The sequence below is a fragment of the Micromonospora sp. C51 genome (genome assembly GCF_018070435.1).
GTDB classification, from domain to species: Bacteria; Actinomycetota; Actinomycetes; order Mycobacteriales; family Micromonosporaceae; genus Micromonospora; species Micromonospora sediminimaris.
On the sequence record NZ_JAGPXQ010000004.1, the window covers coordinates 195488 to 219237 of the forward strand.

Genomic DNA, 23750 nt, shown 5'->3' on the forward strand with positions numbered 1-23750 from the left:
GTCACCCGATTCCCGACCGAAGCGCCGGGAAACCCCGACGACCGGGACGGACAGGCAGGAAAGGCGCACGTAGCGTGCAAACAGGCGAGGTGAGAAAGGATCGAAGACCGGCGCGCGCGGGCCGACCCGGCGAGCCCGACGGACCGGTCAGGAGATCGACAGCTGACGAAGTTGGCCGTCCTGGCCGACCAGGTAGAGGTCGAGGCGATTGGCGCCGGCCCGGAACAGCCGGTCGTCGGCGAGCAGCGCCGCGAAGCGTCGGCCGCCGGGGTCCGAGGCGACCACCGGGACCACCGCCGCGACGGTGCCGTTGACGGCCACCGCCAGCTCGGCGCCGTCGGTGACGTCGTCGTCGACGGTGCCCCAGATCATGCCGGGCAGCACACCCTCGTCGGGATCGACGGCACGGAAGGCGTCCAGCCCGCCGACCCGGGCGCTGCCGGCGGTCGGCACCGCCCCCACGGCGGTGCCGACCAGCCGGTGCGGCACCACCGGTGGCGGCGCGACCGGCACCCCGCCACTGATCGGCATCGGCTGGGACGGCCGGTCGTAGAAGACCTTGCCCGCGTCAGCGCGGGGCGCCTGCCGGGCGGAACGACCGTCGACCCGCCAGGGCAAGCGGATGGCGGCCTCGTCGGCGACCGTCGGCAGCAGGTCGACGTGTTGCCAGTTGCGGTCGTCGACCCGCCCGCTGCGCTGGCCGGGGGTCTTGACGAACAGCGGCACCCAGGCCACCTCGTCGGCAGCGGCCCGGATCGCGTCCTCGCCGCGCCCCTGCACACCCTTGGTGAAGCTGACTCCGTGGTCGGCGGTGACCACCACGAGCGCCTCGTCCCACAGGCCGGTGGCGCGCAGCGTACGCATCGTCTCGCCGATCAGCCGGTCGGTGTAGCCGAGTTGGGCGAGGTGCCGGGCGCGGGCCAGGTCCACCCAGCCGTCACCCTCGTTGGGGAAGTCCTCCGGGGCCTCGTACCGCGCCCCGGAGGGCAGGAACGCCCACGGCGAGTGGGGCATCAGCAGGTGCAGGAAGTGCAGTGTCGGTCGCGCCGACGGGGTCAGGCCGTTGAGGAAACTGGTGAAGCGGGCCGGCTGGTTGACGTTGAGGCTGTCCCAGCGGAACTTCGGGTCGGTCGGCACCGGCTCGGCGGCGTCGATGCCGGCCTCCTCGGCGGTGCGTTCGCGGTAGGAGTCCTCCGGATCGATCCGAGTGTCGTGCGGCCCGGTCACCTGATGCAGCAGTTCCGCCGTCTCGCGCACCAGCACGCCGATCCCCTGTTCCGGGGTGACCGGCTGCTCGCAGCGGCTCGGCGGGCAGAGCCGGGTGATGCTCTCCTCGGCGCGGATGTCGTACAACCCGCCGAAGGCGGTGAAGAGGTTGTCCGGATAGTGCGAGTAGTGCGGGGCGTGCGGCTCCGCCGGGTAGCGGCCGGTAAGCATCGCCGGCAGCGCGTACGGGGTCCAGCCGCTGACCCCGGTCGCGTTGCGGTACCAGGTCGAGGCGGCGGCCAACTCGGCGAAGTGCGGGAACCGGGCCGCGTCGACGCCACCGGCGGCGTCGAGCAGGGAGACCAGCGGAAGCTCGTCGAGGATCAGCATGACCACCGGGGGGTGCCGGTTGCCGGTGGCCGTGCCCGCCACGCCGCCGTCGCCGAGCGGCAGCACCACCGGCCCGGTGGGCGAGGCGAACAGGAACAGCCCGACGAAGATCAGCGGTCCGACGGCCGCCAGGCGCAGCACCCGACCGAGGGCCGTCCAGCGCCGGTGGGCTACGGCTCCAGCGGTGCCGACCGCCAGCGCCACCAGCAGCAGCGGTACGCCCCGCAGCGGTGTGGTGTGCCGGCCCACCTGCACCGCCAGCGCGGCGACCAGCAGCCCGAGCAGCAGGCTGTGGGTGACCGTCCGCACCGCGGCTCCGGCCAGGCCGGCGAGCAGGCCCAGCAGCCCGAGCGCCACCGTCGGCACCACCGCGACCAGGGCCACCAGCAGCAGGATCTCGCCCCGGTCGGCCCGGTGGAACAGGAAGAAGTCCGGGCTGCGGCCGAGGATGTCCAGCAACGGCTGGGTGATCACCAGCCCGACCAGCGCAATGACCTCCAGCAGCCGCCGGCCCTCGGCCCGCCAGCCGCCCCAACCCGTGGCCGTGCTCGCCGTCGGTGCGGCTGGGCGCCACCACCTACGGCGTACCGTCTCGGTCGAATCGGTCGGTGCGGACGGGCCCGGCACCGGATCGCTGCCGGGACCGCTCACGCCGGCATCGGTGGTGGGGCGGTCGGTCACGGAAGCGCCACCCGGTACAACGTGCGGGTACCCGAGGGCAGCTCCAGCCGGTCCTCGACGGTGCCGTGGCCGGCGAGCAGGGCCTCGAAGGCATCCCGCCGGTAGTCGGGAAAGATGCCGTCGGGCTTGTTGGCCAGCAGCCGGGCGGCCATCGGGTCGTCCGGGTGGACGAACTCGACCACCAGCCGGCCGCCGGGCGCGGCGAAATCGGCGAGGCAGGCCAGCACCTCCGGCAGCGGCACGTTGCGGCCGATCGCCAGGTGGTGCACCAGGGCCAGGGCGAGCACGGTGTCGGCCTTGGCCCGGGCGGCGAACGAGGCCCGCTCGGTGCCGCGCCAGCCACCGCCGGGCGACGGGTCGGCCAGGTCCATCACCAGCGGCAGGACGTGCCGTTCGCCCTCTCCGCGCAGGGTGCGGTACAGCCGGTCGACCACCGCCGGGTCCTGCTCCACGGCGACCACGTAGTCGGCGTGCCGGGCGGCGAGGCGGGCGTACCGTCCGTCGTTGGCGCCCAGGTCGAGCACGAGCCGGCGCCGACCGGCGGCGCTCAACGCGGCGACCACGAAGCGCTCCTTGCCCGCCCGGTCGTCGCCGGAGTAGCCGCAGGTCTGCTGGTAATCGACCCAGTGGGTGACAGCCGGCTGATGATCAAGGCGGCGGACGAGCTTCTCCAGCCCCCGCACGGTGGCCACGGCCAGCTCACGGGTGTAGCCGGCGTCCCGCAACTGGGCGCGTACGTCGGCGGTGCTGGTGGCGGCGTTGCGGCGCTGCACGGAGCCGTGCAGGTGGACGTGGGTGAGCACCCCGGGCAACAGCCGACGGGTGCCCCGGAACAGTGGTCCCATCTGCTCCGGCTCGATGCCGTCGACCTGGGCCCGCAGCCACGGCTGGAAGGCCAGCCCCAGGTGAGCGTTGAGCATCAGCGGGTAGAGCAGCGTCTGGCAGAACTGTCGGTAGCCGGCCCAGGGTTCACCGTCGCGCAGCGGAGCGAAGGACCCGATGTCGATGAAGACCGGCTCGGTGCCGCGCCACTGAAGGTTGTACGCCGAGCCGTCCTTGGTGGTGAAGCCCGCCGGCAGGGCGGCCCGGAGGATCTCCAGGTGCAGCAGCGCGGCGTCGCGCAGCATCGCGAAGGACCACTCGTACGGGTGCGAGACGAACGGAACGCGCTCGTGTCGAAGCACCGTCGCCCAGCCCGACGACGCCGGACCCGACGGCAGTTCCCGCAACGGCGACTCCGCCGGCAGTTCCTCGGTGCCGCAGACCTTGCCGGCGGCGAGCAACGGCGGAAAGAAGCTGCTGGCGGCGAGGGCACGCCAGTCGGCGGCGGCGGTCCGGTCGAGCGCGCGCAGCACGTCGTCGCCGGCGTGGAACACCCGGTTGGCCGGATCGCGGAACGAGCCGGGCTCTGGCCGAGGGTCGACGTGTAGCGGGGCCGGTCGCGGCGACCGGCCAAGGTCCGGAATCACCATCGGGTCGGGTCAGCTCTGGTCGGTGGGCTGGCGGCGGAACCGGCTGACGAGCCGGCGCCAGTAGAGCTTGGCCGCCACCGCGACCCCGGCGATCCCGCCGACCACCGCCTGCACGATCAGGCTGCCGGATCCCGCGTCCAGGTAGGCCAGGTGGTTCACCGAGCGCTCCTTCCCTCTGCCGTCACAACCGACACCACAGCCGTAAGCTCACATTGAGGATTCAGACGGCCTGGCCGGACCTATGCCACCGTACGCCGCTTATCGCCCCCGTCCGGGCACAACCGCCCACTTCCCCACCCCATGTCCCACCCCCCCCCCTCACCCACCCCCTCACCCACCCCCATCCAGACTGTTGATCATGAGGTTAGCGGCGAGTTTGATCTTCAACATTGCCGTCAACCTCATGATCAACGGGGTGAACGGGGTGGGGTGAGGGGCGGGTGGAGTGGCCTATGCGTCGGCCGTGGAGTTGGGTAGCCGGACGGTGAAGACGGTGCGGCCCGGCCGGGAGTCCAGGGCGACGGTGCCGTGGTGCGCCTCCACCACCGCGGCGACGATGGCCAGGCCGAGGCCGGTGCTGCCGTGGGCGCGGGACCGGGAGCTGTCGCCGCGGGCGAAGCGTTCGAACACCTCGGGCCGCAGCTCGGGAGGTACGCCGGGGCCGTCGTCGGTGACGCTGAGTTCGGCGGCGTCGCCGGCCTGGCGCAGGCTGGTGGTGACAGTGCTGCCTGGCGGTGTGTGCACCCGGGCGTTGGCCAGCAGGTTCGCCAGCACCTGGTGCAGTCGCGCCGGGTCGCCGGGCACCCGGATGACCGCCTCGGGCAGGTCGAGCTGCCAGCGATGCTCGGGGCCGGCCACGTGCGCGTCGCTGACGGCGTCCACCACCAGCGCGGTGAGGTCGACCGGTTCGACCGCCAGGGGTCGGCCGGAGTCCAGCCGGGCCAGCAGCAGCAGGTCGTCGACGAGGCTGGTCATCCGGGTGCTCGCCGATTCGACCCGGCGCAACGCGTGGGCCACGTCGGGCGGCACCTCGTCGCGGCCCCGGCGCGCCACCTCGGCGTAACCACGGATCGCCGCGAGGGGCGTACGAAGTTCGTGGCTGGCGTCGGCGACGAACTGGCGTACCCGGGTCTCGCTGGCCTGCCGGGCGGCGAGCGCGGCGGCGACGTGGCCGAGCATCCGGTTGAGCGCGGAGCCGACCTGCCCGACCTCGGTACGCGGGTCGGTGTCGGCGGCCGGGACCCGTTCGGAGAGCGCCACCTCGCCCCGGTCCAGCGGTAGTTCACTGACCCGGGCGGCGGTGGCGGCGACCCGGCGCAGCGGGCGCAGCGTGGCCCGGACGATCAGCGCACCGGCGGTGCCGGCGATGAGCAGGCCGATGGCGGTGACCCCGGCCTGCGCCGCCACCATCGCCCAGACGGTCTCCTGCACGCCGGCCAGCGGCACCCCCAGCACCCGCACGGTCCCGGTGGCCGACTGCCGGGCCACCACCCGGTAGCCGCCCCGCTCCCCCAGGCTCAGGCTGTGCGCCCGGCCGTCCGTGGGCACGTCGGCCAGCTCGCCCACCTCGCCGACCGGTACCGGCTGTTCCTGCCGGCCGGCCAGGGTCCACGCCTCGGTGACCCGGCCGTCTACGAGCTGGGCGCTGATCGTGCCGGGCGGGAAGCCGCGCGGCACCCGCACGTCGCCCCACGGGCCCGCGCCCGGGCCGGGTTCCCACGGGACGCTGGGCCGCCCGCCGGGGGCGAAGCGCAGCTGCTCGTCCACCCGAGAGATCAGGAACTGCCGCAGTGCCACGGTGGTGAGGCCGCCGATGGCCAGGCTGACCACGGCGAGCAGTGCGACCAGGGTGATCACCAGGCGGGTCCGCAGCGACCAGCCCGCCAGCCACCGGCGCACCCCGCTCACTCCGCCGGCTTGAGCAGGTACCCGGCCCCGCGCAGCGTGTGGATCATCGGCTGGCGGCCGGCGTCGATCTTCTTCCGCAGGTACGAGATGTACAGCTCGACCACGTTGGCCTGGCCGCCGAAGTCGTAGTTCCACACCCGGTCGAGGATCTGCGCCTTGCTCAGCACCCGGCGGGGGTTACGCATCAGGTACCGCAGCAGTTCGAACTCGGTCGCGGTGAGGGTGATCAGCCGACCGTCCCGGCGTACCTCGTGGCTGTCCTCGTCGAGGGTGAGGTCGCCCACGGTGAGCACCGCGTCCGGGCGGGCGGCCACCGCGAAGCCGGAGCGGCGCAGCAGCGCGCGCAGCCGGGCGATGACCTCTTCCAGGCTGAACGGCTTGGTCACGTAGTCGTCGCCGCCGACGGTCAGCCCGGCAACCCGCTCCTCGACCGCGTCCCGGGCGGTCAGGAACAGCACCGGCACGCTGTCGTTGTCCGCCCGCAACTTGCGCAGCACCTGGAAACCGTCCAGGTCGGGCAGCATCACGTCGAGCACCACCGCGTCGGGTTGGAACTGCCGGGCGGCGCGTACCGCCGCCATGCCGTCGGCTGCCGTGCGCACCTGCCAGCCCTCGTACCGCAGCGCCATCGACAGCAGGTCCGTCAGCGTCGGCTCGTCGTCGACGACCAGCACCCGGACCGGTTCGCCGTCCGGTCGACGCAGTTCCACCCGGCCCGGCGTGGCCTCGCCCTCGATCCTCATGGCTGCCATGGTGGGGCCGCGCACTTGGGGCCGCTTGTGCGGTTGCTGTGTGCCAGCTGTGCGGCCACCACCGGAGGGGGTCGGCACGGGGTCACTCGGTCACACCGACCGGGTCGGTCCGGACGAAGCGCATGGACCAGGTGCCCGACCCGTCGGGGCGTTGCCGCACGTAGAGATGGTCCGCAGCCGGTGTGGGCGCCTCCTGCGGCCGGCGCAGCACCCACAGCCGCGGCGGGGTGCCGTCCGGCCCGGCCGGCAGCGACCGGACCAGGTCGTGGGCCGGACCGCCGACGAAACGTACGGTCACCTCACTCATCACGTTCCGCCTCCAGCCCGCCCGGCGCGTCGGGCGTCCCGGCTCGCACGCTAACGCACCAGCCGCCGCGGGATGCGGGTTTGCCCTGATCGGGGCCGGGGTACCGTGCCGGGGCCACCGCCTCACACGGCGCGGCGGAGTACCACGAGGGTAGGGGGCGGTCGATGCGTACGCTGGACGGGCGCTACCGGCTCGAACAGCGCATCGGCATCGGCGGGATGTCGGAGGTGTGGCGGGCGTACGACACCGTGCTGGATCGGTCGGTCGCGGTGAAACTGGTCTCGCCCGGTCAGCCCGACGGGACGGCTTCGGTGGAGCGGATCCGCTCCGAGGCACGCTCCGCGGCCCGCCTGGTCCACCCGAACGTGGCCAGCGTGCACGACTTCGGCACCTGCGACACCGGGCTGGGGCACGAGCTGCCGTACATCGTGATGGAGCTGGCCGAGGGCCAGACCCTCGCCGCCCACCTGCGCACCGGTCCGCTGGACTGGCGGATCGCGGTGCGGGTCTGCGCGGAGGTCAGCGCCGCGCTGGCCGCCGCGCACGCCCACGGCATCGTGCACCGCGACATCAAGCCGGCCAACGTGATGCTCACCCCCTCGGGGGTGAAGGTGCTGGACTTCGGCATCGCCACCCCGGCCGGGGCCGCCGACACCGCGCCCGACGGCGTCGTGGTCGGTACGCCCGCGTACCTGGCGCCGGAGCAGCTGCACCGGGCCCCGGCGACGCCGGCGGCCGACATCTACGCCCTCGGCGTCCTTCTCTACTACAGCCTCACGGGACGCCTGCCGTACCCGGCGGACAGCGTCAGTCAGTTGCTCGGGCGGGAGCCACGCCGGGCACCACGACCGCTGCCCGAGTTGCCCGGGCTGCCCGCCGAGGTGGCTGATCTGTGCCGGCGCTGCCTCGCCGACGACCCGACCCGGCGGCCGAGCAGCCTGGTGGCCGCGCTGCTGCTGGCCGAGGCGGTCGACGCCCGGGTGTACGTGCCGATGCATGAGCCACTGATGCCCCGGCAACGGCCACCGGCGGTGAGTCCGTGGACGGAGCGGGCGGCGGCCGAGGTCACCGAGGCCGCCGCCGGCGCCCAGTGGAGTCGGCACGGCGGTTGATCCCCGGTTTCACGCGTCCGACCCCGGGTAGCCGGGCGGGGAGTGACGGGAGGAACGCGATGCCGAGTTCCTGGCTGAACGAGGTTGCCGCCGCGACCGCCGAGGGCGGTCACATCCACACTGACGACGAGGCGCTGTCGACCGCCCTCGCCTCGCCGCTGGCGCCGCACTGCACCGGGCTGACCCCGTCGCAGCTGCTGGCCGCCGCGTTCGCGTCCTGCCTGCACCACGCGGCGGTGGAGGCGGCCGGCGGTATCACCGACGAGGCGCACACCGTGCAGGTACGCGCGGAGGCGAAGCTGGGACGGGACGACGACGGCCGGTACCGGGCCGACGTGCACGCCTCCATCTCGTCGGTCGGGCTGAGTCGACAGCAGCTCGCCGAACTGGTCGAGCACGCCGATCGGCTGTGGCCGTTCTCCAGCGAGGACGGCGGCCGGCACCGGCTCACCGTCAGTCCGGCGGAGAACGGCCGACACTGACCCCGCTGGTGAGATGAGCGGACCGGGCTCCTGCCGGCGCGTACCGACGCCGGAGGGCACCGCCTGGTCCGACCGCCCCACGCGACGGCTCGATTGGGTCGAGCCCAGCCTCATCCATTCGGGGGAGGCAACCGACGGGCTCGATAGACGTCTACAAGATCCCGTTTGCGCCCTGTTTTATAGGTTCATGTCTGACATTTACCCCACGGCGGATAGGCCCGGCTCGACAGCTATGTACGTGTAAACGGAGAATGACCCGGCGGATAGCCGCGAATTGTGACGCATGCCACCAACCGGGCCGATGGCAGGCGGCGATTGGCTTTCTAGCCTCGGCGGGTGCATCCCGACGACGACTTCGACCAGAAGCTGACCCCCGGGCAGCCGCCGAGCCTTTCGGCCGACGACACATCATCTGAAAGGATGATGGGGCGGCATCGTGCCGTGCCGACACCGCGCCGCGGTGTTCGTGCGGTGCTCGCCTCCACCCCGGTCCGGGTGGCCCTGGCCACCGGCGTGACCTGCTGCCTCGGCGCCACCGCCGTCGTGGCCACCCGGCACGATGACGAGGTACCCCCGCCCCCGGTGACCGAGGCGCTCACCGACCGCGCGCTCACCGACCGCGCGCTCGCCGCTCAGGAGAAGGCCGCCTCCCGGTCCTTCGACCGCAGCCCGACGCCCACCCCGGCCAGCCCCACCGCATCGCCCAGCGCCAAGCCGTCGCCCACCCCCAAGCCGAAGCCGAAGAAGAAGGCCCCCACCAAGCCACCGCGCCCCCGACCCGTCGCCGGGCTCACCCAGGCACAGATGGACAACGCCAAGGCGATCGTGGACGTCGGCGTCGACATGAAGATCCCCCGCCAGGGGCTGGTGATCGCGGTGGCCACCGCGATGCAGGAGAGCACTCTGCTCAACTACGCCAGCGGCGTGCTGCCCGAGTCGCAGAACTACCCGCACCAGGCCATCGGCTGGGACCACGACTCCGTCGGGCTGTTCCAGCAACGCCCCAGCAGCGGTTGGGGCAGCGTACGAGACCTGATGCGGCCGGCGTACGCGGCCCGCGCGTTCTACGAGGCGCTGCTCCAGGTGCCCGGCTGGCAGCAGATGAGCCTGACCCTGGCCGCCCAGGCCGTGCAGATCTCCGCTTTCCCCTACGCCTACGCCCAACACGAGGACCGGGCCGCCACCGTGGTGGCGGCACTGACCTGAGCCGGACGCAGGTCGTCGGGCCAGGCCCGCCGGTAACGGCGGGTCAGGCCCGCTTGGGCAGCACGACCACCCGACCGAAGAACTCGTCGATCCGGTGCACCACGTCGTTGAAGTCGTCCAGGTCGATCGGCTTGGTGACGTAGGCGTTGGCTTGGAGCGTGTAACTGCTGATGATGTCGGTGTCCGCGTTCGAGGTGGTCAGCACGACGATCGGGATCGTCCGCAGGTCCTCGTCGCCCTTCACCTCGCCCAGCACCTGACGCCCGTCCATCCGGGGCATGTTGAGGTCGAGCAGGATCACGTCCGGGCGTTGGGCGTCGCCGTGCCGGCCCTCGCGGCGGAGGAACTCCATCGCCTCCTGACCGTCGGCGACCACGTCGATCACCTTCTCGACGTCCGAGGTGGCCAGGGCCTCCTCGATCATGAGCACGTCGCCCGGGTCGTCGTCCACCACGAGGATGCGAACCGGAGCGAGGGTGCGTGCGCCCATCTCTACCTGCCTCAGGTCGGCCAGGACGGGACCTGCCGGCCCCGCGCTGGCGGAAATCTAGCCCATCGCCGGACGGTCGGCGACCGCCGGGTCCGCGAAGTCGCGGCCGTACCTCCAGCACCCCCGGCCTGGCCGGCTACGGTCAGCACAGATGTTTGCTGCGAGACAAGTATAGGGGGCCCTGGCGGGCGGCATACCAGCTCGCGGTCAGGCGGCTTGCCGGTCGACAACCGGCAGTGCCGCGCGTCCCCGCCGGAGACAGTCCACCGCCCGGGGAAAATCGTGCAGCAACCCGCCGTAGTGGGCCAGCGACGCGTCCACCGTCGCGGCCGGCACGCTCCGACTGTCCAGGATGGTCACCAGCCACTCGACGAATTCGGTGAACAGCGAGCCGTCGTCGACATAGAGGGCGGCGGCCAGGAAATCCAGGATGTATCCGAGGTCGCTGACCGTCGAATCCAGCTGGGCCGGGCTGTGGTCGCGAATGGCCGGGAACCGCTGTGCCAGGTCGGCCAGCGCGCTGTCGATCAGCTCACCGCGCCGGTTCACCAGGCTGGCGTACTCGTCGTCGGCCAGGTGCGCCAGGTCGGCCGACGCCGCCGCACGCAGGGCCCGTTCGTCGCCGAGCAGGTCGGCGGCGGCGGGCGCGTTGGCCGCCCAGGGCACGCCGAGCCGCCGAGCCCACCGGCCGTCCACACCGAAGCCCCGACCACCGACCAACACCGGCACGTCCGAGCGCCGGCACGCCTCGATCATCCGGTGCGCGTGCGGTAGCCGCATCGGCAACGCGGAGGCCAACGCCACCGCGTACGCGTCGTGCCGGTGCAGGTACGACACCAGGTGCGCGGCGGGGACGCTGGCGCCCAGGAAGGTGACCTGCCAGCCGCGCAGCCGCAGCACCTCGGCGACCAGTCGCGCCGGCAGGGCGTGCCACTCGCCGTCCATGCAGGCCACCACGATCCGGGCGCGGGTCGGACGCACGTCGGCGTACGCGGCGACGGCCGCCACCACCCGCTCGCTGATGTGCGTCGCCGCGTGCTCCTGAGCCACACTCCACTCGTTGCGCGCCCAACGCTCCCCCACCTCGGCCTGCGCCGGAGCGACCAGATCCAGCAGCACGCGTTCGGCCGCCACGCCGACGTCGAGCACCCCGCGCGCCACCTCGACGGCGGCGTGCTCGTCGGCTTCGGCGAGACAGTGCAGGTAGTCCGGGTAGACGGCTTCGAGCGAGGTGTCTCTCGTCGCGGCGGTCACCGGGTCGTCGCCCCCTCCTGGTCCGGCCCGGTCACGGTCGGCACCGCGTGCAGATGCCGTTGGGGGCGGTTAGCGACGCCGGTGGCGCGCAGCGCGAGAACCGCGATGTCGTCGTGGTCACGCTGCGCCAACCAGTCGCAGGTCACCTGTTCGATCCGCTCCGCCAGCGCCGGTGCCGGCATCCGGTGGCACCCGGTGAGCGCCTGCACCAGACGATCGGTGCCGAGCAGCTCCTCGCCCCGCCGGCCGCCGCGCGCCTCGGTGACTCCGTCGCTGTAGAGCAGGCAGGTTTCGCCGGGGGCGAGCCGCGTGGAGACCTGACCGATCCGCGGATCCGGCACCACGCCGATGAGCATGCCGTTCAACGGCAACTGCTCCACCTCGCCGGAGGAACGCAGCACCAATGGCGGCAGGTGCCCACCGCCGGCCAGCGTCAACCCCAGGCCACCGTCGCGGTGCGGACGGACCACACCCAGCACCATGGTGGCGAACCGGCCCTGACCGTGCGCCAGGGTCGTCTCCAGCAGTGCGTCGTTGAGCAAATGCAGCAGCCTGGCCGGTTGCTGCTCGACCCGGTGCAACGCGTGCAGGCACTGTCGCAGCTGCCCGGTGAAGACCGCCGCCTCGACCCCCTTGCCGGAGACGTCGCCGAGGAAGAACACCGAGCCGCCGTCGGGCAGCCGGTGCGAACCGTAGAAGTCGCCGCCGATGCGCAGGCCGGCCTGGGCGGGACGGTACGCCGTACCCCACTCCACTCCCGGTGCCGCAGCAGGCTCGACCGGCAGCAGGCTGGCCTGCAACATGTCGGCCACCTCCGCCTGTTCGCGGTAGAGCAGCGCGGTGGTCAACGCCGCGCCGGCCCGGGCGGCGAAGGCCCGGACCAGGTCGATGTCGTCCTCCCCGTACCAGCCGCCCGTCCCACGCGCGACGAGCAGCACGCCCGCGGGCGCGTCCCGGCCCGGCAACGACACCAGCCGGGCAGCCACCTCGGTGGCGGAGACACCGGGCAGCCAGCCCGCCTCGACGGCCTGCTCGACCAGCCAGTCGACGGCGTGCGGCTGGTTGCCCCGCAGGCTCTCGGCGATCGCCGGGGGCAGCTCCGTCGCGGCGATCACCCCGCGATCGACGGTGGGTGTGTCGTCTCCGGCCTGGCTGGCCCGCCACCAGCGGGCCCGTCCGGACCGTGGCGCCAGCACCAGCACCGCCACCTCGGCGAGGGTGGGCACGGCCAGGCGGACCACCGCCGCGGCGGCCCGGTCCGGGTGTAGCGGGTTGCCCAGCTTGTCGCCGACCGTCGTCAGGAACGCCGACCTGGACCGCTCGGCGGCCAGTTCCTCGGAGCGCCTCTCGCGGTCGCTGACATCCTCGACGTACCAGCAGCTACGCCCGGCGGAGAGCGGGACTCGGCGTACCCGCAGCCACCTGCCGTGATGACGCAGGTGTGGATCGAGCGAGGCCAACTGCTCGACGGCCGCGAGCGTCCCGCCGACGACCACCTCGGGCAGCAGACGCTGTGCGACCGGGCTGACGTGCCGTACGGTCCCGTCCGGACCGCACACCACCACGCCTTCACGCAGATGCTCGGCGACCTCCGGCCAGTCGAGGGCGAGCTGCCTCGACGGCTCCAGGGCGGGCAGCCCGGCGACCGACCGAGAGGTGGTCTGACGCCAGGCGGGGACCCGGGCGGCGCTCGGCGTGGAAGACCGTCCGTCGCCGGGGTCGAGGTCCCTGACGTCGGCACCTGTCACCAGCTTGAGCCTCGCTCCTTGTCGAATCCGCAGCCGCTTCGAGCGGCATGCATGGTCACGTCCCGACACCCAGCCTACGCGGGTCTGGCGGTGCCGCCACCCGTGCGACGGTCCGCCGCTCGCCGACGGCCGCCCGACAGGCGGGCCAGCTCAGTGGTTGTTACGATCCCAACCGCCCCTACCCGCCCGCCATCCGCGGAAGGCGTGATCGTTGCTGTCCCACGGTCGCAGACCCGAGACGCCGCCGCTCAGCATGTCCGTCGACCGGTCCGATCCTGACGCGCCCGTGATCAAGGTCGTCGGTGATCTCGCCTACACCACCGCCGCGCCGCTCCGGGCCGAGATCGACAGGTGGATGAGCACCGACCCCAGAACGCTGGTGCTCGACTTCGGCGGCCTGCAATTCATCGACAGCACCGGGCTCAGCGTCATCGTGCACGCCTGGCGCGAGGGGCAGCAGCGGGCCATCCGACTGCGGCTGCGGGCGGTCCCCCGGTTCCTCGAGACCATCCTCGGCATGACGGGGGTGACCAGCCTGCTGGCCCGAGAACCGGCCGGCACCGAGCCGGACGATCAATCCCCGGTCACCGCGTAGCGGCTGTCAGGCAAACTTCTACACCCCCGCGACTTGCGCCTGGCCGGCGTACTGGGAGCATGGAGTCATGTCGGCACAGCTGTTGGTCATCGAGGTCGACCGGCACGACGCGGGGCGGGCCGAGTTGCGGCTGACCGGCGACCTCGACTTCGACAGTTCGCCGGAACTCATCGACGTCGTGGCCGCCCTGCGGCGCGACGGCTACCAGCAGTTCGTCATCGACCTCAGCGGGGTCGGGCTGTGCGACTCGTCCGGGTTGAGCGCACTCGTGGTGGCCTATCGGGGTGGCTCCGCGCCACTGCGACTCACCGGCGTCAACCCCACGCTGCGCCAACTGCTGGACCGCACCGGCCTCGCCGAGCTGCTGGAGCTTCCCCTGGCCGCCGAGGACGACGTGCAGGCGGCCGGCTGACCCGTCCAGGCCGCCGAAGACGCCTCCGGACCAGCGCCCGGATTTCACTCACGAGAGGTCGGGGTGCCTGCCAGAGGATGTCGTGGACGCGAATGGGCTTTGCCGGATGAAGTGCTTAGAACTTACAAGCGGAGGGTCGGGAGACTCTCGGTCAGGGTTGGCAAGGCTTGAAATCTCCCACCTGACGGATACGGCATTTGCCGCCGTGGTGGAGCGCGTTGAGGCGGTGGACGCGGGTACCGTCGACTGTGGTGATGTGCCGGCGTAGTGGCCGGTGGTTCGCTGCCCAGACCGCTACCTGGGAGACGATGATGAGCGATCCCACAACCTTTGGTGCGCGCCTTCGGATGTATCGGGAGCGTGCGGGGAAGACCCGGCCCGTTCTTGGTGGGTTGGTCGGACGTAGCGCGGAGTGGGTCAAGGCTCTGGAGAGTGGCCGGCTGCTGCCGCCTCGGCTGCCCATGTTGCTGCGGCTGGCTGAGGTGCTCGACATTTCCGATCTTGCGGATCTGACTGGTGATCAGTCGTTGCCGGTGGCGTCGGTGACCAGGGCTGGGCATGCCGAGGTCGGGAAGGTGGCTGCGGTGATGCAGCGGGCTGCCGTGCCGGCGGGTGTGGTGACGCCGGTTGCGGTGGTGCGTGATCTGGTTGATCAGGTGTGGGCGTTGTGGCATCGGTCGACGGCTGAGCGTACGGCGGTGGCGGCGGTGCTTCCGGGGTTGCTGACGGAGGTGCAGCGGAGCGTCCGGATGCTCGATGGCGGGGACCGTCGGCTGGCGTTGGTGGAGTTGGCGCGGGTGTATCACCTGGTGCAGTTGTATTTGGCGCATCAGCCGTTGCCGGAGTTGGTGTGGCTGGCTGCCGACCGGGCGATGTCGGCTGCGCAGGATGCTGACGACCCGGCGGCGATGGCGGTGGCGGCCTGGTACTACGCGCACGTCTATCGGGGCGCGAACCAGGTGGATGCCGCCGAGCAGGTGCTGGTCGAGGCTGCGGGGCTGGTTGACCCGGCGGCGGGTGGTGAGCAGTTGGCGCAATGGGGTCAGGTGCAGCTCGGTATCGCGCTAGGGCACAGCAAGGCCGGCCGGGCGGGTCGGGCGTGGCGGGCGTGGGATGCCGCCGACTCGGCTGCGAGCCGGCTCGGTGGTGGGTACGCCCATCCGTGGCTGATGTTCGGGCCGGCGGCGTGTGCGGCGTATGCGGTGACCATCGAGACGGACCTGTGCCGACCGGGTGAGGCGGTGCGGCGGGCCGATACCACCGATTATCGGGCGTTGCCCTCGCATACCCGCCGGGCGGCCGCGCTGATCGAGGCCGCTCGTGCGCATCTGCTGTCCCGAGGGGAGGTTGCGGCGGTTCATCTGCTCGGCCGGGCACTGCGGGAGAGCGTCGACACGGTCCGACACAACCCGTACGCCCGCACCGTCGCGCTGGAACTGTCGAACCGGCCGGGCACGGTTGGTGAGGACGCCCGAGAGCTTGCCCTCGCCATCGGCATAACCGGGTAACCGTCCCTCAGGTACAGACTCTCCCTGCCACAGCCGCTGACCATTCGTAGCGTTCCCGTCACTGGCGGCGGCGGGTCTGTGCCTGCTGCACACCCGATAGAGCTGGACAGATCTTCGTCGCCGCCTCCTGTTGCTTGATGAAGGGGGCGAATCTGTGGCGATCTGGCCAGAGCTGTGCGCACTGACGCGGTGGCTGTCTCGGCGACCTCAGCCTCCGCCACCGCCAGGGACCGGGCAGCGCTACCAGGACGTTGACCAGGCGGCCGCGCAGCAGCGTCTACTCGACCATGCGAGGCAATTGCGGCGGTCCCAGGGCAACCACGAATCGGCAGACCGGTGCAGCGCACGGCGACCGGAGGGCCTCCGGTGACCCGACGCTTGGCGGGCTTGTCCGGTCGTTCTGCCCTGGACGGCCGGCGCGTCTCGTACGACGAGTACCTGTCGGCCACCGCGTTGACGTTCGCCCGACGGCATCGGCCCGCGTGGTCGTGGCAACTGTGGCGGCGTGTCTGCCGGTGCGGAGCCGACCTGCCGTGTCGGGCTCGGCACCGTATCCCGATCAACCGGGGCCACTGGCCGCAGGAGGGCGAGCAGTGACCGGCGGCCCGGAGCAGACGATCCTCGCCGTGCATGTCCGAGGGCTCGACGGTATGTGCGTCGGCTGCCGCGCGTGGTGGTCGCGGCTGGCCCCGTACCCCTGCTGGCAGGTGGACTGGGCGACCAGCCGGCAGGCCCACGCGAGCGTCGCCCGGTTCCTGGGCGGTGTGCGGTGAGCACCCATGGGCCGGTGTTGCCGATCTGGAGCTGCGGTGGCTGTGACCTGCCGTGGCCCTGCCCCACGCGCAGGCGGGAGCTACGCGCGGAGTACGCGGATGCGCCGGTATCGCTGGCCCTCTACCTCGGTGGCTATCTCGTCCAGGCCGCCGAGGACCTGCCCTGGGCACCGGCCGGCGCGCTACACCGCCGTTTCATCGGCTGGACCCGGCAGCCGGCGGAAGTACAGCAACGAAGTACAACAAACGTGCCGGCCGAACCAGGCCGGAACGGGCGCCACCCGGCCGGATGACCTCGCACGACACCCGATCCGACCGGCTTGTCCGGGGTTCACACAGGAGGGGTGGCCCCCGACCCTGGGACCAGGGGTCGGGGGCCGGAGGATGGCTCAGGAGGCCGGGACCGGATACCGGCCCGTACGGTGGGTGGTCGGCTCCGCGTCCTCCGGCGGACCCGAATCCGGAGTCTTGAACAGATAGCGGACGAACTCCGCACCTGTCCCGTCGTCCTGCGCCCCGGGCCACTGGCCGGCGCAGTCGACGCCGATCACCTCGCGGCCGCCGCCGTCGGCCTCTTCCAACAGCGCCCACAGGCTCACCGGGTAACAGCAGGTGCGCTCAGGTGCCAGCCGCCACCGGGCGTACCAACCGGGTCGAGCGGGGACGATCTCGACTATCCGCTTCATCACGACCTTCCCTTCCGCCGTGCCTCGGAAGATCTCCGGTCCACCGCGATCGTCAGCCCCGCCCGGGTGACCGGCCCTCACCCCGGCCGGATGAAGCCTCACCGATGTCGGCGACCGGCACCCGGCCCACGCCGGCCCGATCGTTTCGCACCGGCGGCGGCCGGGAAGGCCATCGACGAAGCCAGGAACACCAGCCGAAGCGAGGTGTGCACCATGCGTAAGCAGATGGAGGGCGACAACCAGCGCCGTCGGGCACTGGCCCGCCAGGCCCGGGAACGCGGCATGCGAGCCGCCGACACCGGCGCCAGCCTGAGCGCGTCCAAGCAACTCACCCACCTGGACCAGAACAAGCGGGCCGGCCCGGCACCGGCGGGCGGCCGCAAACCGGACACCACGCGGGGCGGCCCCGCTCCCCCGCCAGCCGGTTTCCCGGAGACCCCTCGGCCCCGGCCGGAGCCAGGTGTCCAGGCACCGGGGATCACCACCATGGGCTACCGCGACCTGGTCGAGGACGTCGTCCGTCGCGCCGGGGTCGACTTCCGCACCGCCAAGGTCGGGGTCGAGTCGACGGTGCTCGTGCTGGCCTGGGCCCTGGAGGCCGGCGAACGCCGCCGGTTGCTGGAGGCGGTGCCCGCCTCACTGCACGACGTGGTCCCGGTGGACGGCATCGAGCGGCACCAGGACCTGAGCGGCTTCCTCACCGAGGTGGGTCGGATCAGCGGTCGAAGCCCGGAGCAGGCGCGCTATCAGGCTGAGGCGACCCTCGCCGCACTCGCCGAGCACGACGGTGACCTGATCGAGTCGCTGCACGTACCGGATGAGCTGCGGCAGTTGCTGGACCAGCCGTCGGCCGGCGGCGGCGTGGTCGGTCCGGTCAGCGCGCTGCCGCCGTTGTCGGCGGCCGAGCTGCGTACGGCCCTGGCCGACCTGCCCTACTGGTCCGGTGACGGCACCGCGCTGTCCCGGACCCTGGAATTGCCGCCGGGCAACCTGGACCGGGTGTTGGACCGGCTCGATCTGCTGCGCCAGCAGACCGGCCGCGGGCCACGGATCGGCCGTGCCGACCCGACGACCGCCGTACTGACCGTGACCTCAAGTAACGCCGGAACGGTGACCGCGATGGACATCGACCTGGCACACACGGTCGATGACGCCATCGACGAGGCGGGGGCCGGAATGGCCGCCGGCTGAGCCGGAGATCAGCTGTGCGGTCGCGGGATCCACGCCCACGACCGCACGCCCCTCCGTGCCGACGGGCCCGTGGTCAGCGGGCCCGCGCCGGCATCTCGGGCGACGCACTCTCCAGCGGTACGGCGGTGGCGGAGATCAGTCCGAGCTGTGCCGCCGACCGCTGGAGTGCGGCGTCGAGGAACCAGTCCGCGCTCACCCTGGCCCGGTTGCCGGGCATCGCGAGCAGGTGGTAGCCCCGGGTGACCGCCTTGGCGGGCAGACCGGACAGCGGCACCTTCAACGGATTCGCCGCGGCCTGCTTGCCGCCCAGGTCGACCACCCAACCGAGATCGTGGTGCTTGTACGGCCGGCGGCGTCCCTGCCCGTACGAGGCGGCGATGTTGTGCGCGGCCAGTTTGCCCTGCCGCTGCGCGTGCTGGGCGGTCATCGTGCAGATCTCACCGGGGCGGGTCAGATCGGGCACCGCGGCGGCGTCGCCGCAGGCGTACACCTCGGGGAACCCGGGGACGTTGAGATACTCGTCGACGACCAACCGCCCCTTCTCGGTCCGCAGGCCCAGTTCCGCCACGAACGGGTCGGGGCGCACGCCGACGCACCAGACCAGCGAGCAGGTGGGCACGTACTCGCCGTCGGTGAGCTTGACCCCGTCGGAGGTGGCGACCGCCACCGAGGTACCCATCCGTACGTCGACCCCGCGCCGGCGCAGCACCTTGTCGGCGGTGACCGACATCCGCCGGTCCAACTCCGGCAGCACGCGTGGGGCGACGTCCAGCAGCATCCACCTCGGCCGGATCTTGAGCCGGGGGTGCTGGGCGGCCAGTTCGTCGGTGAACAGGATGCCGTGCGCGGCCACCTCGGTACCTGTGTATCCGGCACCCACCACCACGAACGTGGCGCGTGCCTGCTGCTCCGCCGGGTCTTCCGCCTGCTCGGCCAGCTCGATCTGCCGGACCACGTGATCGTGCAGGTAGAGCGCCTCAGGCAGACCGCGGAAGCCGTGGGCGTACTCGGTCACGCCGGGGATGGGTAGCAGCTTGTTCACGCTGCCGACGGAGAGGACCAACCGGTCGTACGCCAGCCGATTGCGGTCGCCCTCCGGCTGGGTGAAGCCGACCCACCGGTTCTGCAGGTCGACGCTGTCGGCCTCGCCGATCACCACCCGTACGCCGTCCAGGGTGCCGGCCAGCGGCACCGCGATCCGGCCCGGCTCCACCACCCCCGCCGCCACCTCCGGCAGCAGCGGCAGGTACAGGAAGTAATCTGTCGAATTCAGCAGGACGATCTCGGCTCGGTCGCGGGCCAACCGGCTCAACGTCTTCGCCGCGTGGTACCCGGCGAACCCGGCCCCCACGATCACCACACGAGGCTTCGTCATTTCGGCCCGGTTCCCGTCGTGCGCGCCGGCAAACGTCCCCACGACGGTTGCGAGGACCTCAGCGTGGTTGGTCGGGTGGCATCGGGAACTGCAGGAAGGTGGCGCCGCGCAGGTCTAGCCAGGCGCGGTCGGGCGCGCGGACCAGTCGCAGCATCACCTCGACGCAGGTGGGGCAGCGACCCACCAGGCCGGGCGCGTGCGAGTAGACCCGCAGCCCGGCCACCGGACCGGGGGTGCCACAGTTCGCGCACCGGGCGGTGGCGCTGCTCAGGTCGACCGCGAACACCTCCCCCAACGGACCGTCGAGCATGTTGCCGTCCACGTAGGGCAACGCGGTCATCCGCGGTCTCCTCTCAACCGGTCGGGCCGAAACGTTCGGTGCGTACCCGCTGTGCCGGGTGGCCCAGCCCGACGAGCAGGTCGGAGACGGTCTCCACGAAAGCGGTGGGCCCGCACACGTACACCAACGGCTCCAGCTCCGGCGGCCAGCCATGGGTGTTGACATCGGCGAGGCCGAGCCGGTGCGGCTCGCCGCGCCAGCCCTCGGGCGCCTGCCGGGTGTACACGTACGCCACGTCCAGGCCGGCGTCGTCGCGTACCCGTCGCCGCAGCTCGTCGGTGTAGAAGGCGTCCTCGGGGGTGCGGACGGAGTAGATCAGGCGAAACGGTGCCCGGTTTCCGGCCGCCCGCCGGCCGCGGATCATGGCCATCAGCGGCACCACCCCTGACCCCCCGGCGACCAGCAGCACCGGTTCGGTCTGCTGCGGCCGCCAGACGAACCAGCCGCCGATCGGGCCGCGCACCTCGACCGGGTCACCCTCGCGGTAGGCGTCCACCAGGAACGGCGACACCTCGCCGTCGGACACCCGCTGGACGGACACCTCGATCCGGTCACCGTCGGCGGGGGCGGCGAGCGAGTACGACCGGGCGGCCTGGTACCCGTCCGGCGCGGTCAGCCGGATGTCGACGTGCTGGCCGGGCAGGTGGGCCGGCCAGCCCGGCACCTCCAGCACCAGGGTCCGCGCCGTGGGTGTCTCGACCCGGTGCTCCACCAACCGGGCCGCCCGCCAGCTCATCCGGCCGCTCAATCGCCCTGGTACCGCTGCTCACGCCACGGGTCGCCGTAGTCGTGGTAGCCGGCGGTCTCCCAGAAGCCGGGGGTGTCCTCGACGGTGAGGTGGATGCCCCGCACCCACTTGGCGGACTTCCAGAAGTAGAGGTGCGGAACGAGCAGCCGCGCCGGCCCGCCGTGCTCGGCCGGCAGGTCGTCGCCGTCGTAGGTGTGCACCAGCCAGGCCTGCCCGTCGCGCAGGTCCTCCAGCGGGAGGTTGGTGGTGTAGCCGCCGTAGGAGTGCGCGAGGGCGTAGTCGGCGGCCGAATCCACGCCGTCAAGCAGGGTGTCCAGCGAGACACCCCGCCAGGTGGTGCCGAGCTTGGACCACCTGGTGACGCAGTGGATGTCGACGGTCGGCGTCTCCTGGGGCAACGCCATCATCTCGTCCCAGCTCCACCGGTACTCCATGCCGGTCTCGGTGCTGATCACGAACTCCCACTGGTCACGTGGCACCCGTGGGGTCGGCCCCGCGGAGAGCACGGGGAAGTCAGGCGTCAGGTACTGGCCGGGAGGCAGATCCGGGGCCTCGGCGCGCGGCCGACCCTGAAAGCCCGGTGTGACGATACCCACCGTTCAGTCCTACCACGGTGAGGACCGCTGCGGGCGGGTTCGACCGGCCCGTGGTCCGCCGCTCAGGCCGGGAGACGCTCACTTCCGCTCGGTGACGACTTCCTTGGATCCCGGCACCACGTTGCGGGTCGCCCGCAGGCTGGTGAAGGTGACCACGGTCAGCACGCCGACGATGACCAGCAGCGAGGCCACGGTGGGGATCTCCGGGACGCCCTCCCAGACACCGTGCGCCCAGTGCAGGCCGAGCTTGATGCCGATGAAGGCCAGGATGATCGCCAGGCCGTAGGTGAGGTGGACCAGCCGGCTCAGCGCCGCGTGCAGCACGAAGTACAGCGCCCGCAGGCCCAGCAGGGCGAAGGCGTTGGTGGCGAAGACGAGGTACGGATCCTCGGTGATTCCGTACACCGCCGGCACCGAGTCGACGGCGAAGACCACGTCGGTGGCGAACACCGCCACCACCACCAGCGCGAGCGGGGTGAGCGCCCGACGCCCGTCGACCCGGACGGTCATCTTCGTGCCGTGGTACTCGTGCACCACCGGCATGAACCGGCGCAGCAGTCGCACCGAGCGCATGTTGCCGATGTCCACCGTCTGCTCGTGCCCGGTGAACGCGTCGCGGAGCAGCTTGGCGGCGGTGAACAGCAGGATCAACGCGAAGATCAGAAAGGCGAAGTCCAGGGTCTGCAGGGCCGCGGCGCCGAGGGCGATGAAGATGCCGCGCAGGACCAGCGCTCCGGTGATGCCGAACAGCAGCACCCGCTGGGCGAGCTCGGTCGGCACCGCGAAGGCGGCCAGCAGCAGCATGAAGACGAAGAGGTTGTCGACCGAGAGCGACTTCTCGACCAGGTATCCGGTGAGGTACTCGAAACCGCGTTCGGAGCCGTAGCGGTGCCAGACCCAGGCGCCGAAGGCCAGGGGCAGGGCTATGTAGAAGGCGGTCCAGCCGAGCGCCTCCTTGAGCGACACCTCGTGCGGGCGTCGGGTCACCAGGAAGTCCAGTGTCAGCAGGGCGAGCACGCCAAGGATGGTGATCGCCCACAGCGAGGGCGTGCCTACGGACTGCAGACCAGCCGCGACAGACAAATCGGACATGGGGCCTCCTCGAACACCGTGTCATGTTCGAGGTCTCCTTCACCCACGTTTCGTGGGCAACCACCCGAGGCGCGCTCCGGGCGCGCCGTACTGACCGGCATGGTTTTTGGGAAGTACTCCCCTCGTGCTGACAAGGTTAGGACAGCCGAATTCCGCCCGCCAGGCGGGGCGTTGTCGGGCCCGGTGGCTTCGCTCACGGCGGGCAGCCGACCGCGGCCGAGGTGAGCGCCTATCGTGACCCGGTGACCGCAGACCTGGCGACCGGCCCGCTGGCCGGCGTACGCGTGGTGGAGCTGGCCGGGATCGGCCCCGGGCCGTTCGCCGCCATGATGCTGGCCGACCTGGGGGCCGACGTGATCCGGATCGACCGGGTCACCGAGGTGGACAGCACGGCCTTCGGCACCCCGCACCCCGATCTGCTCAACCGGGGGCGGCGCTCGATCGCTGTCGACGTGAAGTCCACCGACGGACGCGAGGTGGTGCTGGCACTGGTTCGCGAGGCGGACGCCCTCGTCGAGGGGTTCCGGCCCGGTGTCACCGAGCGGCTCGGCATCGGCCCGGCCGACTGCCACGCGGTCAACCCGGGGCTGGTCTACGGCCGGATGACCGGCTGGGGACAGGACGGCCCGAACGCCCCGTACGCCGGGCACGACATCGACTACCTGGCGCTGACCGGTGCGTTACACGGCATCGGACGGGCCGGCGAGCCTCCGGTGCCGCCGATGAACCTGCTCGGCGACTTCGGTGGCGGCGGAATGATGCTCGCCCTGGGTGTCGTATCCGCGCTGTACGCGGTGCGCGGGGGCGCCACCGGCCAGGTGGTCGACGCGGCCATCGTGGACGGGGTCGCGGTGCTCAGCACCCAGATCCACGCCCTGCACCAGCTCGGCATGTGGCGAAACCCGCGCGGGGTCAACCTGCTCGACGGCGGCGCGCCCTTCTACGACACGTACGAGTGCGCCGACGGGCGGTATCTCGCCGTCGGCGCGCTGGAGCCGCGCTTCTACGACGAGTTGGTGCGGCTCACCGGCTTCCCGCTGCCGCCGGACGAGCCGATCGACCGAACCGACCCGGCGAACTGGCCGGCGTTGCGGGCCGCCTGGGCGCGCCTGTTCCGCACCCGTACCCGCGACGAGTGGGCCGCGCTGCTCGCCGCCTCCGACGCCTGCGCCGCGCCGGTGCTGGACTGGCGGGAAGCCCCGGAGCACCCGCACCTGGCCGCCCGGAAGACGTTCGTGCTCCGCGACGGGGTCGTCCAGCCGGCACCGGCACCCCGGTTCTCCGCCACCCCGGCCGCGATCCGCCGGCCGCCGCCGTGGCCGGGCGAACACACCGACGAGATTCTCGGCGAGGCAGGTTTCGACCGGGACCGGGTCAGCCGGCTGCGCGCCAGCGGGGCCGTCGGCTAGTGCGGTGTCCGCACCGA

The 23750-nt window shown here is 72.0% G+C and carries 23 protein-coding genes and 1 pseudogene; 9 read left to right on the plus strand and 15 right to left on the minus strand.

What is annotated here, in order from left to right:
• Positions 1–147: 147 nt before the first annotated feature.
• From KBX50_RS07805 to KBX50_RS07830, 6 genes are all read right to left on the minus strand, one after another.
• The gene (locus KBX50_RS07805) at positions 148–2277 is read right to left on the minus strand and encodes a sulfatase-like hydrolase/transferase (RefSeq protein WP_307870881.1); all 2130 of its coding nucleotides are present in this window, start codon (positions 2275–2277) and stop codon (positions 148–150) included.
• Positions 2274–3749, minus strand: a complete 1476-nt coding sequence (locus KBX50_RS07810) for a class I SAM-dependent methyltransferase (protein WP_210935874.1) — start codon at positions 3747–3749, stop codon at positions 2274–2276. Before KBX50_RS07810 ends, KBX50_RS07805 begins: the two co-directional genes overlap by 4 nt.
• A gap of 9 nt (positions 3750–3758) precedes the next feature.
• On the minus strand, positions 3759–3908 hold the full coding sequence (locus KBX50_RS07815; protein ID WP_155220336.1) for a hypothetical protein: 150 nt from the start codon (positions 3906–3908) through the stop codon (positions 3759–3761).
• Positions 3909–4199: 291 nt separating this feature from the next.
• Positions 4200–5657: a sensor histidine kinase gene (locus tag KBX50_RS07820; RefSeq protein WP_374224584.1), complete on the minus strand. Its 1458-nt coding sequence runs from the start codon at positions 5655–5657 to the stop codon at positions 4200–4202.
• Complete coding sequence (locus KBX50_RS07825; protein WP_210935875.1) at positions 5654–6400, minus strand: response regulator transcription factor; 747 nt, start codon at positions 6398–6400, stop codon at positions 5654–5656. The genes KBX50_RS07820 and KBX50_RS07825 overlap by 4 nt, the downstream gene beginning before the upstream one ends.
• 91 nt (positions 6401–6491) lie before the next feature.
• Positions 6492–6716, minus strand: a complete 225-nt coding sequence (locus KBX50_RS07830; RefSeq protein ID WP_099846198.1) for a hypothetical protein — start codon at positions 6714–6716, stop codon at positions 6492–6494.
• A gap of 164 nt (positions 6717–6880) precedes the next feature.
• On the opposite strand from KBX50_RS07830, the gene KBX50_RS07835 reads away from it, so the two are divergent.
• The 3 genes from KBX50_RS07835 (at position 6881) to KBX50_RS07845 (ending at position 9516) form a co-directional block, all read left to right on the plus strand.
• Complete coding sequence (locus KBX50_RS07835) at positions 6881–7828, plus strand: serine/threonine-protein kinase (protein ID WP_210935876.1); 948 nt, start codon at positions 6881–6883, stop codon at positions 7826–7828.
• A gap of 59 nt (positions 7829–7887) precedes the next feature.
• Positions 7888–8310 carry an OsmC family protein gene (locus KBX50_RS07840; RefSeq protein WP_093402731.1) on the plus strand — a complete coding sequence of 141 codons (423 nt, stop codon included), beginning with the start codon at positions 7888–7890 and terminating at the stop codon, positions 8308–8310.
• Between the two features lie 336 nt (positions 8311–8646).
• A complete protein-coding gene (locus KBX50_RS07845; protein ID WP_210935877.1) occupies positions 8647–9516 on the plus strand; it encodes a hypothetical protein in 870 nt (289 codons plus the stop codon).
• Positions 9517–9559: 43 nt separating this feature from the next.
• Here KBX50_RS07845 and KBX50_RS07850 read toward each other — a convergent pair whose 3' ends face one another.
• From KBX50_RS07850 to KBX50_RS07860, 3 genes are all read right to left on the minus strand, one after another.
• Complete coding sequence (locus KBX50_RS07850; protein WP_210935878.1) at positions 9560–10006, minus strand: response regulator; 447 nt, start codon at positions 10004–10006, stop codon at positions 9560–9562.
• Positions 10007–10213: 207 nt separating this feature from the next.
• On the minus strand, positions 10214–11260 hold the full coding sequence (locus KBX50_RS07855) for a B12-binding domain-containing protein (protein ID WP_210935880.1): 1047 nt from the start codon (positions 11258–11260) through the stop codon (positions 10214–10216).
• On the minus strand, positions 11257–13008 hold the full coding sequence (locus KBX50_RS07860) for a PP2C family protein-serine/threonine phosphatase (protein ID WP_210935881.1): 1752 nt from the start codon (positions 13006–13008) through the stop codon (positions 11257–11259). Before KBX50_RS07860 ends, KBX50_RS07855 begins: the two co-directional genes overlap by 4 nt.
• A 286-nt stretch (positions 13009–13294) precedes the next feature.
• Here KBX50_RS07860 and KBX50_RS07865 point away from each other — a divergent pair, with 286 nt between their 5' ends.
• The 4 genes and pseudogenes from KBX50_RS07865 to KBX50_RS33535 all read left to right on the plus strand — a co-directional run.
• Positions 13295–13603 carry an STAS domain-containing protein gene (locus KBX50_RS07865; protein WP_307870882.1) on the plus strand — a complete coding sequence of 103 codons (309 nt, stop codon included), beginning with the start codon at positions 13295–13297 and terminating at the stop codon, positions 13601–13603.
• Between the two features lie 67 nt (positions 13604–13670).
• Positions 13671–14015: an STAS domain-containing protein gene (locus KBX50_RS07870; RefSeq protein WP_210935883.1), complete on the plus strand. Its 345-nt coding sequence runs from the start codon at positions 13671–13673 to the stop codon at positions 14013–14015.
• A 311-nt stretch (positions 14016–14326) separates the two neighbouring features.
• Positions 14327–15523, plus strand: coding sequence for a helix-turn-helix transcriptional regulator (locus KBX50_RS07875; protein WP_210935885.1), 1197 nt, complete (start codon positions 14327–14329; stop codon positions 15521–15523).
• Between the two features lie 425 nt (positions 15524–15948).
• A pseudogene (locus KBX50_RS33535) lies at positions 15949–16296 on the plus strand (hypothetical protein); the annotation flags it as partial.
• Positions 16297–16685: 389 nt separating this feature from the next.
• Here KBX50_RS33535 and KBX50_RS07885 read toward each other — a convergent pair.
• Positions 16686–16982, minus strand: a complete 297-nt coding sequence (locus KBX50_RS07885; protein WP_210935889.1) for a hypothetical protein — start codon at positions 16980–16982, stop codon at positions 16686–16688.
• Between the two features lie 213 nt (positions 16983–17195).
• Between KBX50_RS07885 and KBX50_RS07890 the strand changes: the two genes are divergently transcribed.
• Positions 17196–18173 carry a DUF2267 domain-containing protein gene (locus tag KBX50_RS07890; protein WP_210935891.1) on the plus strand — a complete coding sequence of 326 codons (978 nt, stop codon included), beginning with the start codon at positions 17196–17198 and terminating at the stop codon, positions 18171–18173.
• A gap of 73 nt (positions 18174–18246) precedes the next feature.
• On the opposite strand, the gene KBX50_RS07895 is transcribed toward KBX50_RS07890, so the two are convergent.
• The 5 genes from KBX50_RS07895 to KBX50_RS07915 all read right to left on the minus strand — a co-directional run bounded on the left by KBX50_RS07895 (position 18247) and on the right by KBX50_RS07915 (position 22324).
• Positions 18247–19548 (minus strand): NAD(P)/FAD-dependent oxidoreductase, encoded by a 1302-nt coding sequence (locus tag KBX50_RS07895; RefSeq protein WP_210935893.1) that lies wholly within the window; start codon positions 19546–19548, stop codon positions 18247–18249.
• Positions 19549–19606: 58 nt separating this feature from the next.
• A complete protein-coding gene (locus KBX50_RS07900; protein WP_210935894.1) occupies positions 19607–19888 on the minus strand; it encodes a DUF6510 family protein in 282 nt (93 codons plus the stop codon).
• Between the two features lie 13 nt (positions 19889–19901).
• The gene (locus tag KBX50_RS07905) at positions 19902–20624 is read right to left on the minus strand and encodes a ferredoxin reductase (protein ID WP_210935895.1); all 723 of its coding nucleotides are present in this window, start codon (positions 20622–20624) and stop codon (positions 19902–19904) included.
• An 8-nt stretch (positions 20625–20632) separates the two neighbouring features.
• Positions 20633–21232: a sulfite oxidase-like oxidoreductase gene (locus KBX50_RS07910; RefSeq protein WP_210935896.1), complete on the minus strand. Its 600-nt coding sequence runs from the start codon at positions 21230–21232 to the stop codon at positions 20633–20635.
• 78 nt (positions 21233–21310) lie between these two features.
• Positions 21311–22324 carry a TerC/Alx family metal homeostasis membrane protein gene (locus KBX50_RS07915; RefSeq protein ID WP_210935897.1) on the minus strand — a complete coding sequence of 338 codons (1014 nt, stop codon included), beginning with the start codon at positions 22322–22324 and terminating at the stop codon, positions 21311–21313.
• A gap of 242 nt (positions 22325–22566) precedes the next feature.
• Here KBX50_RS07915 and KBX50_RS07920 point away from each other — a divergent pair, with 242 nt between their 5' ends.
• Positions 22567–23733, plus strand: a complete 1167-nt coding sequence (locus KBX50_RS07920) for a CaiB/BaiF CoA-transferase family protein (protein WP_210935898.1) — start codon at positions 22567–22569, stop codon at positions 23731–23733.
• Positions 23734–23750: the final 17 nt, after the last annotated feature.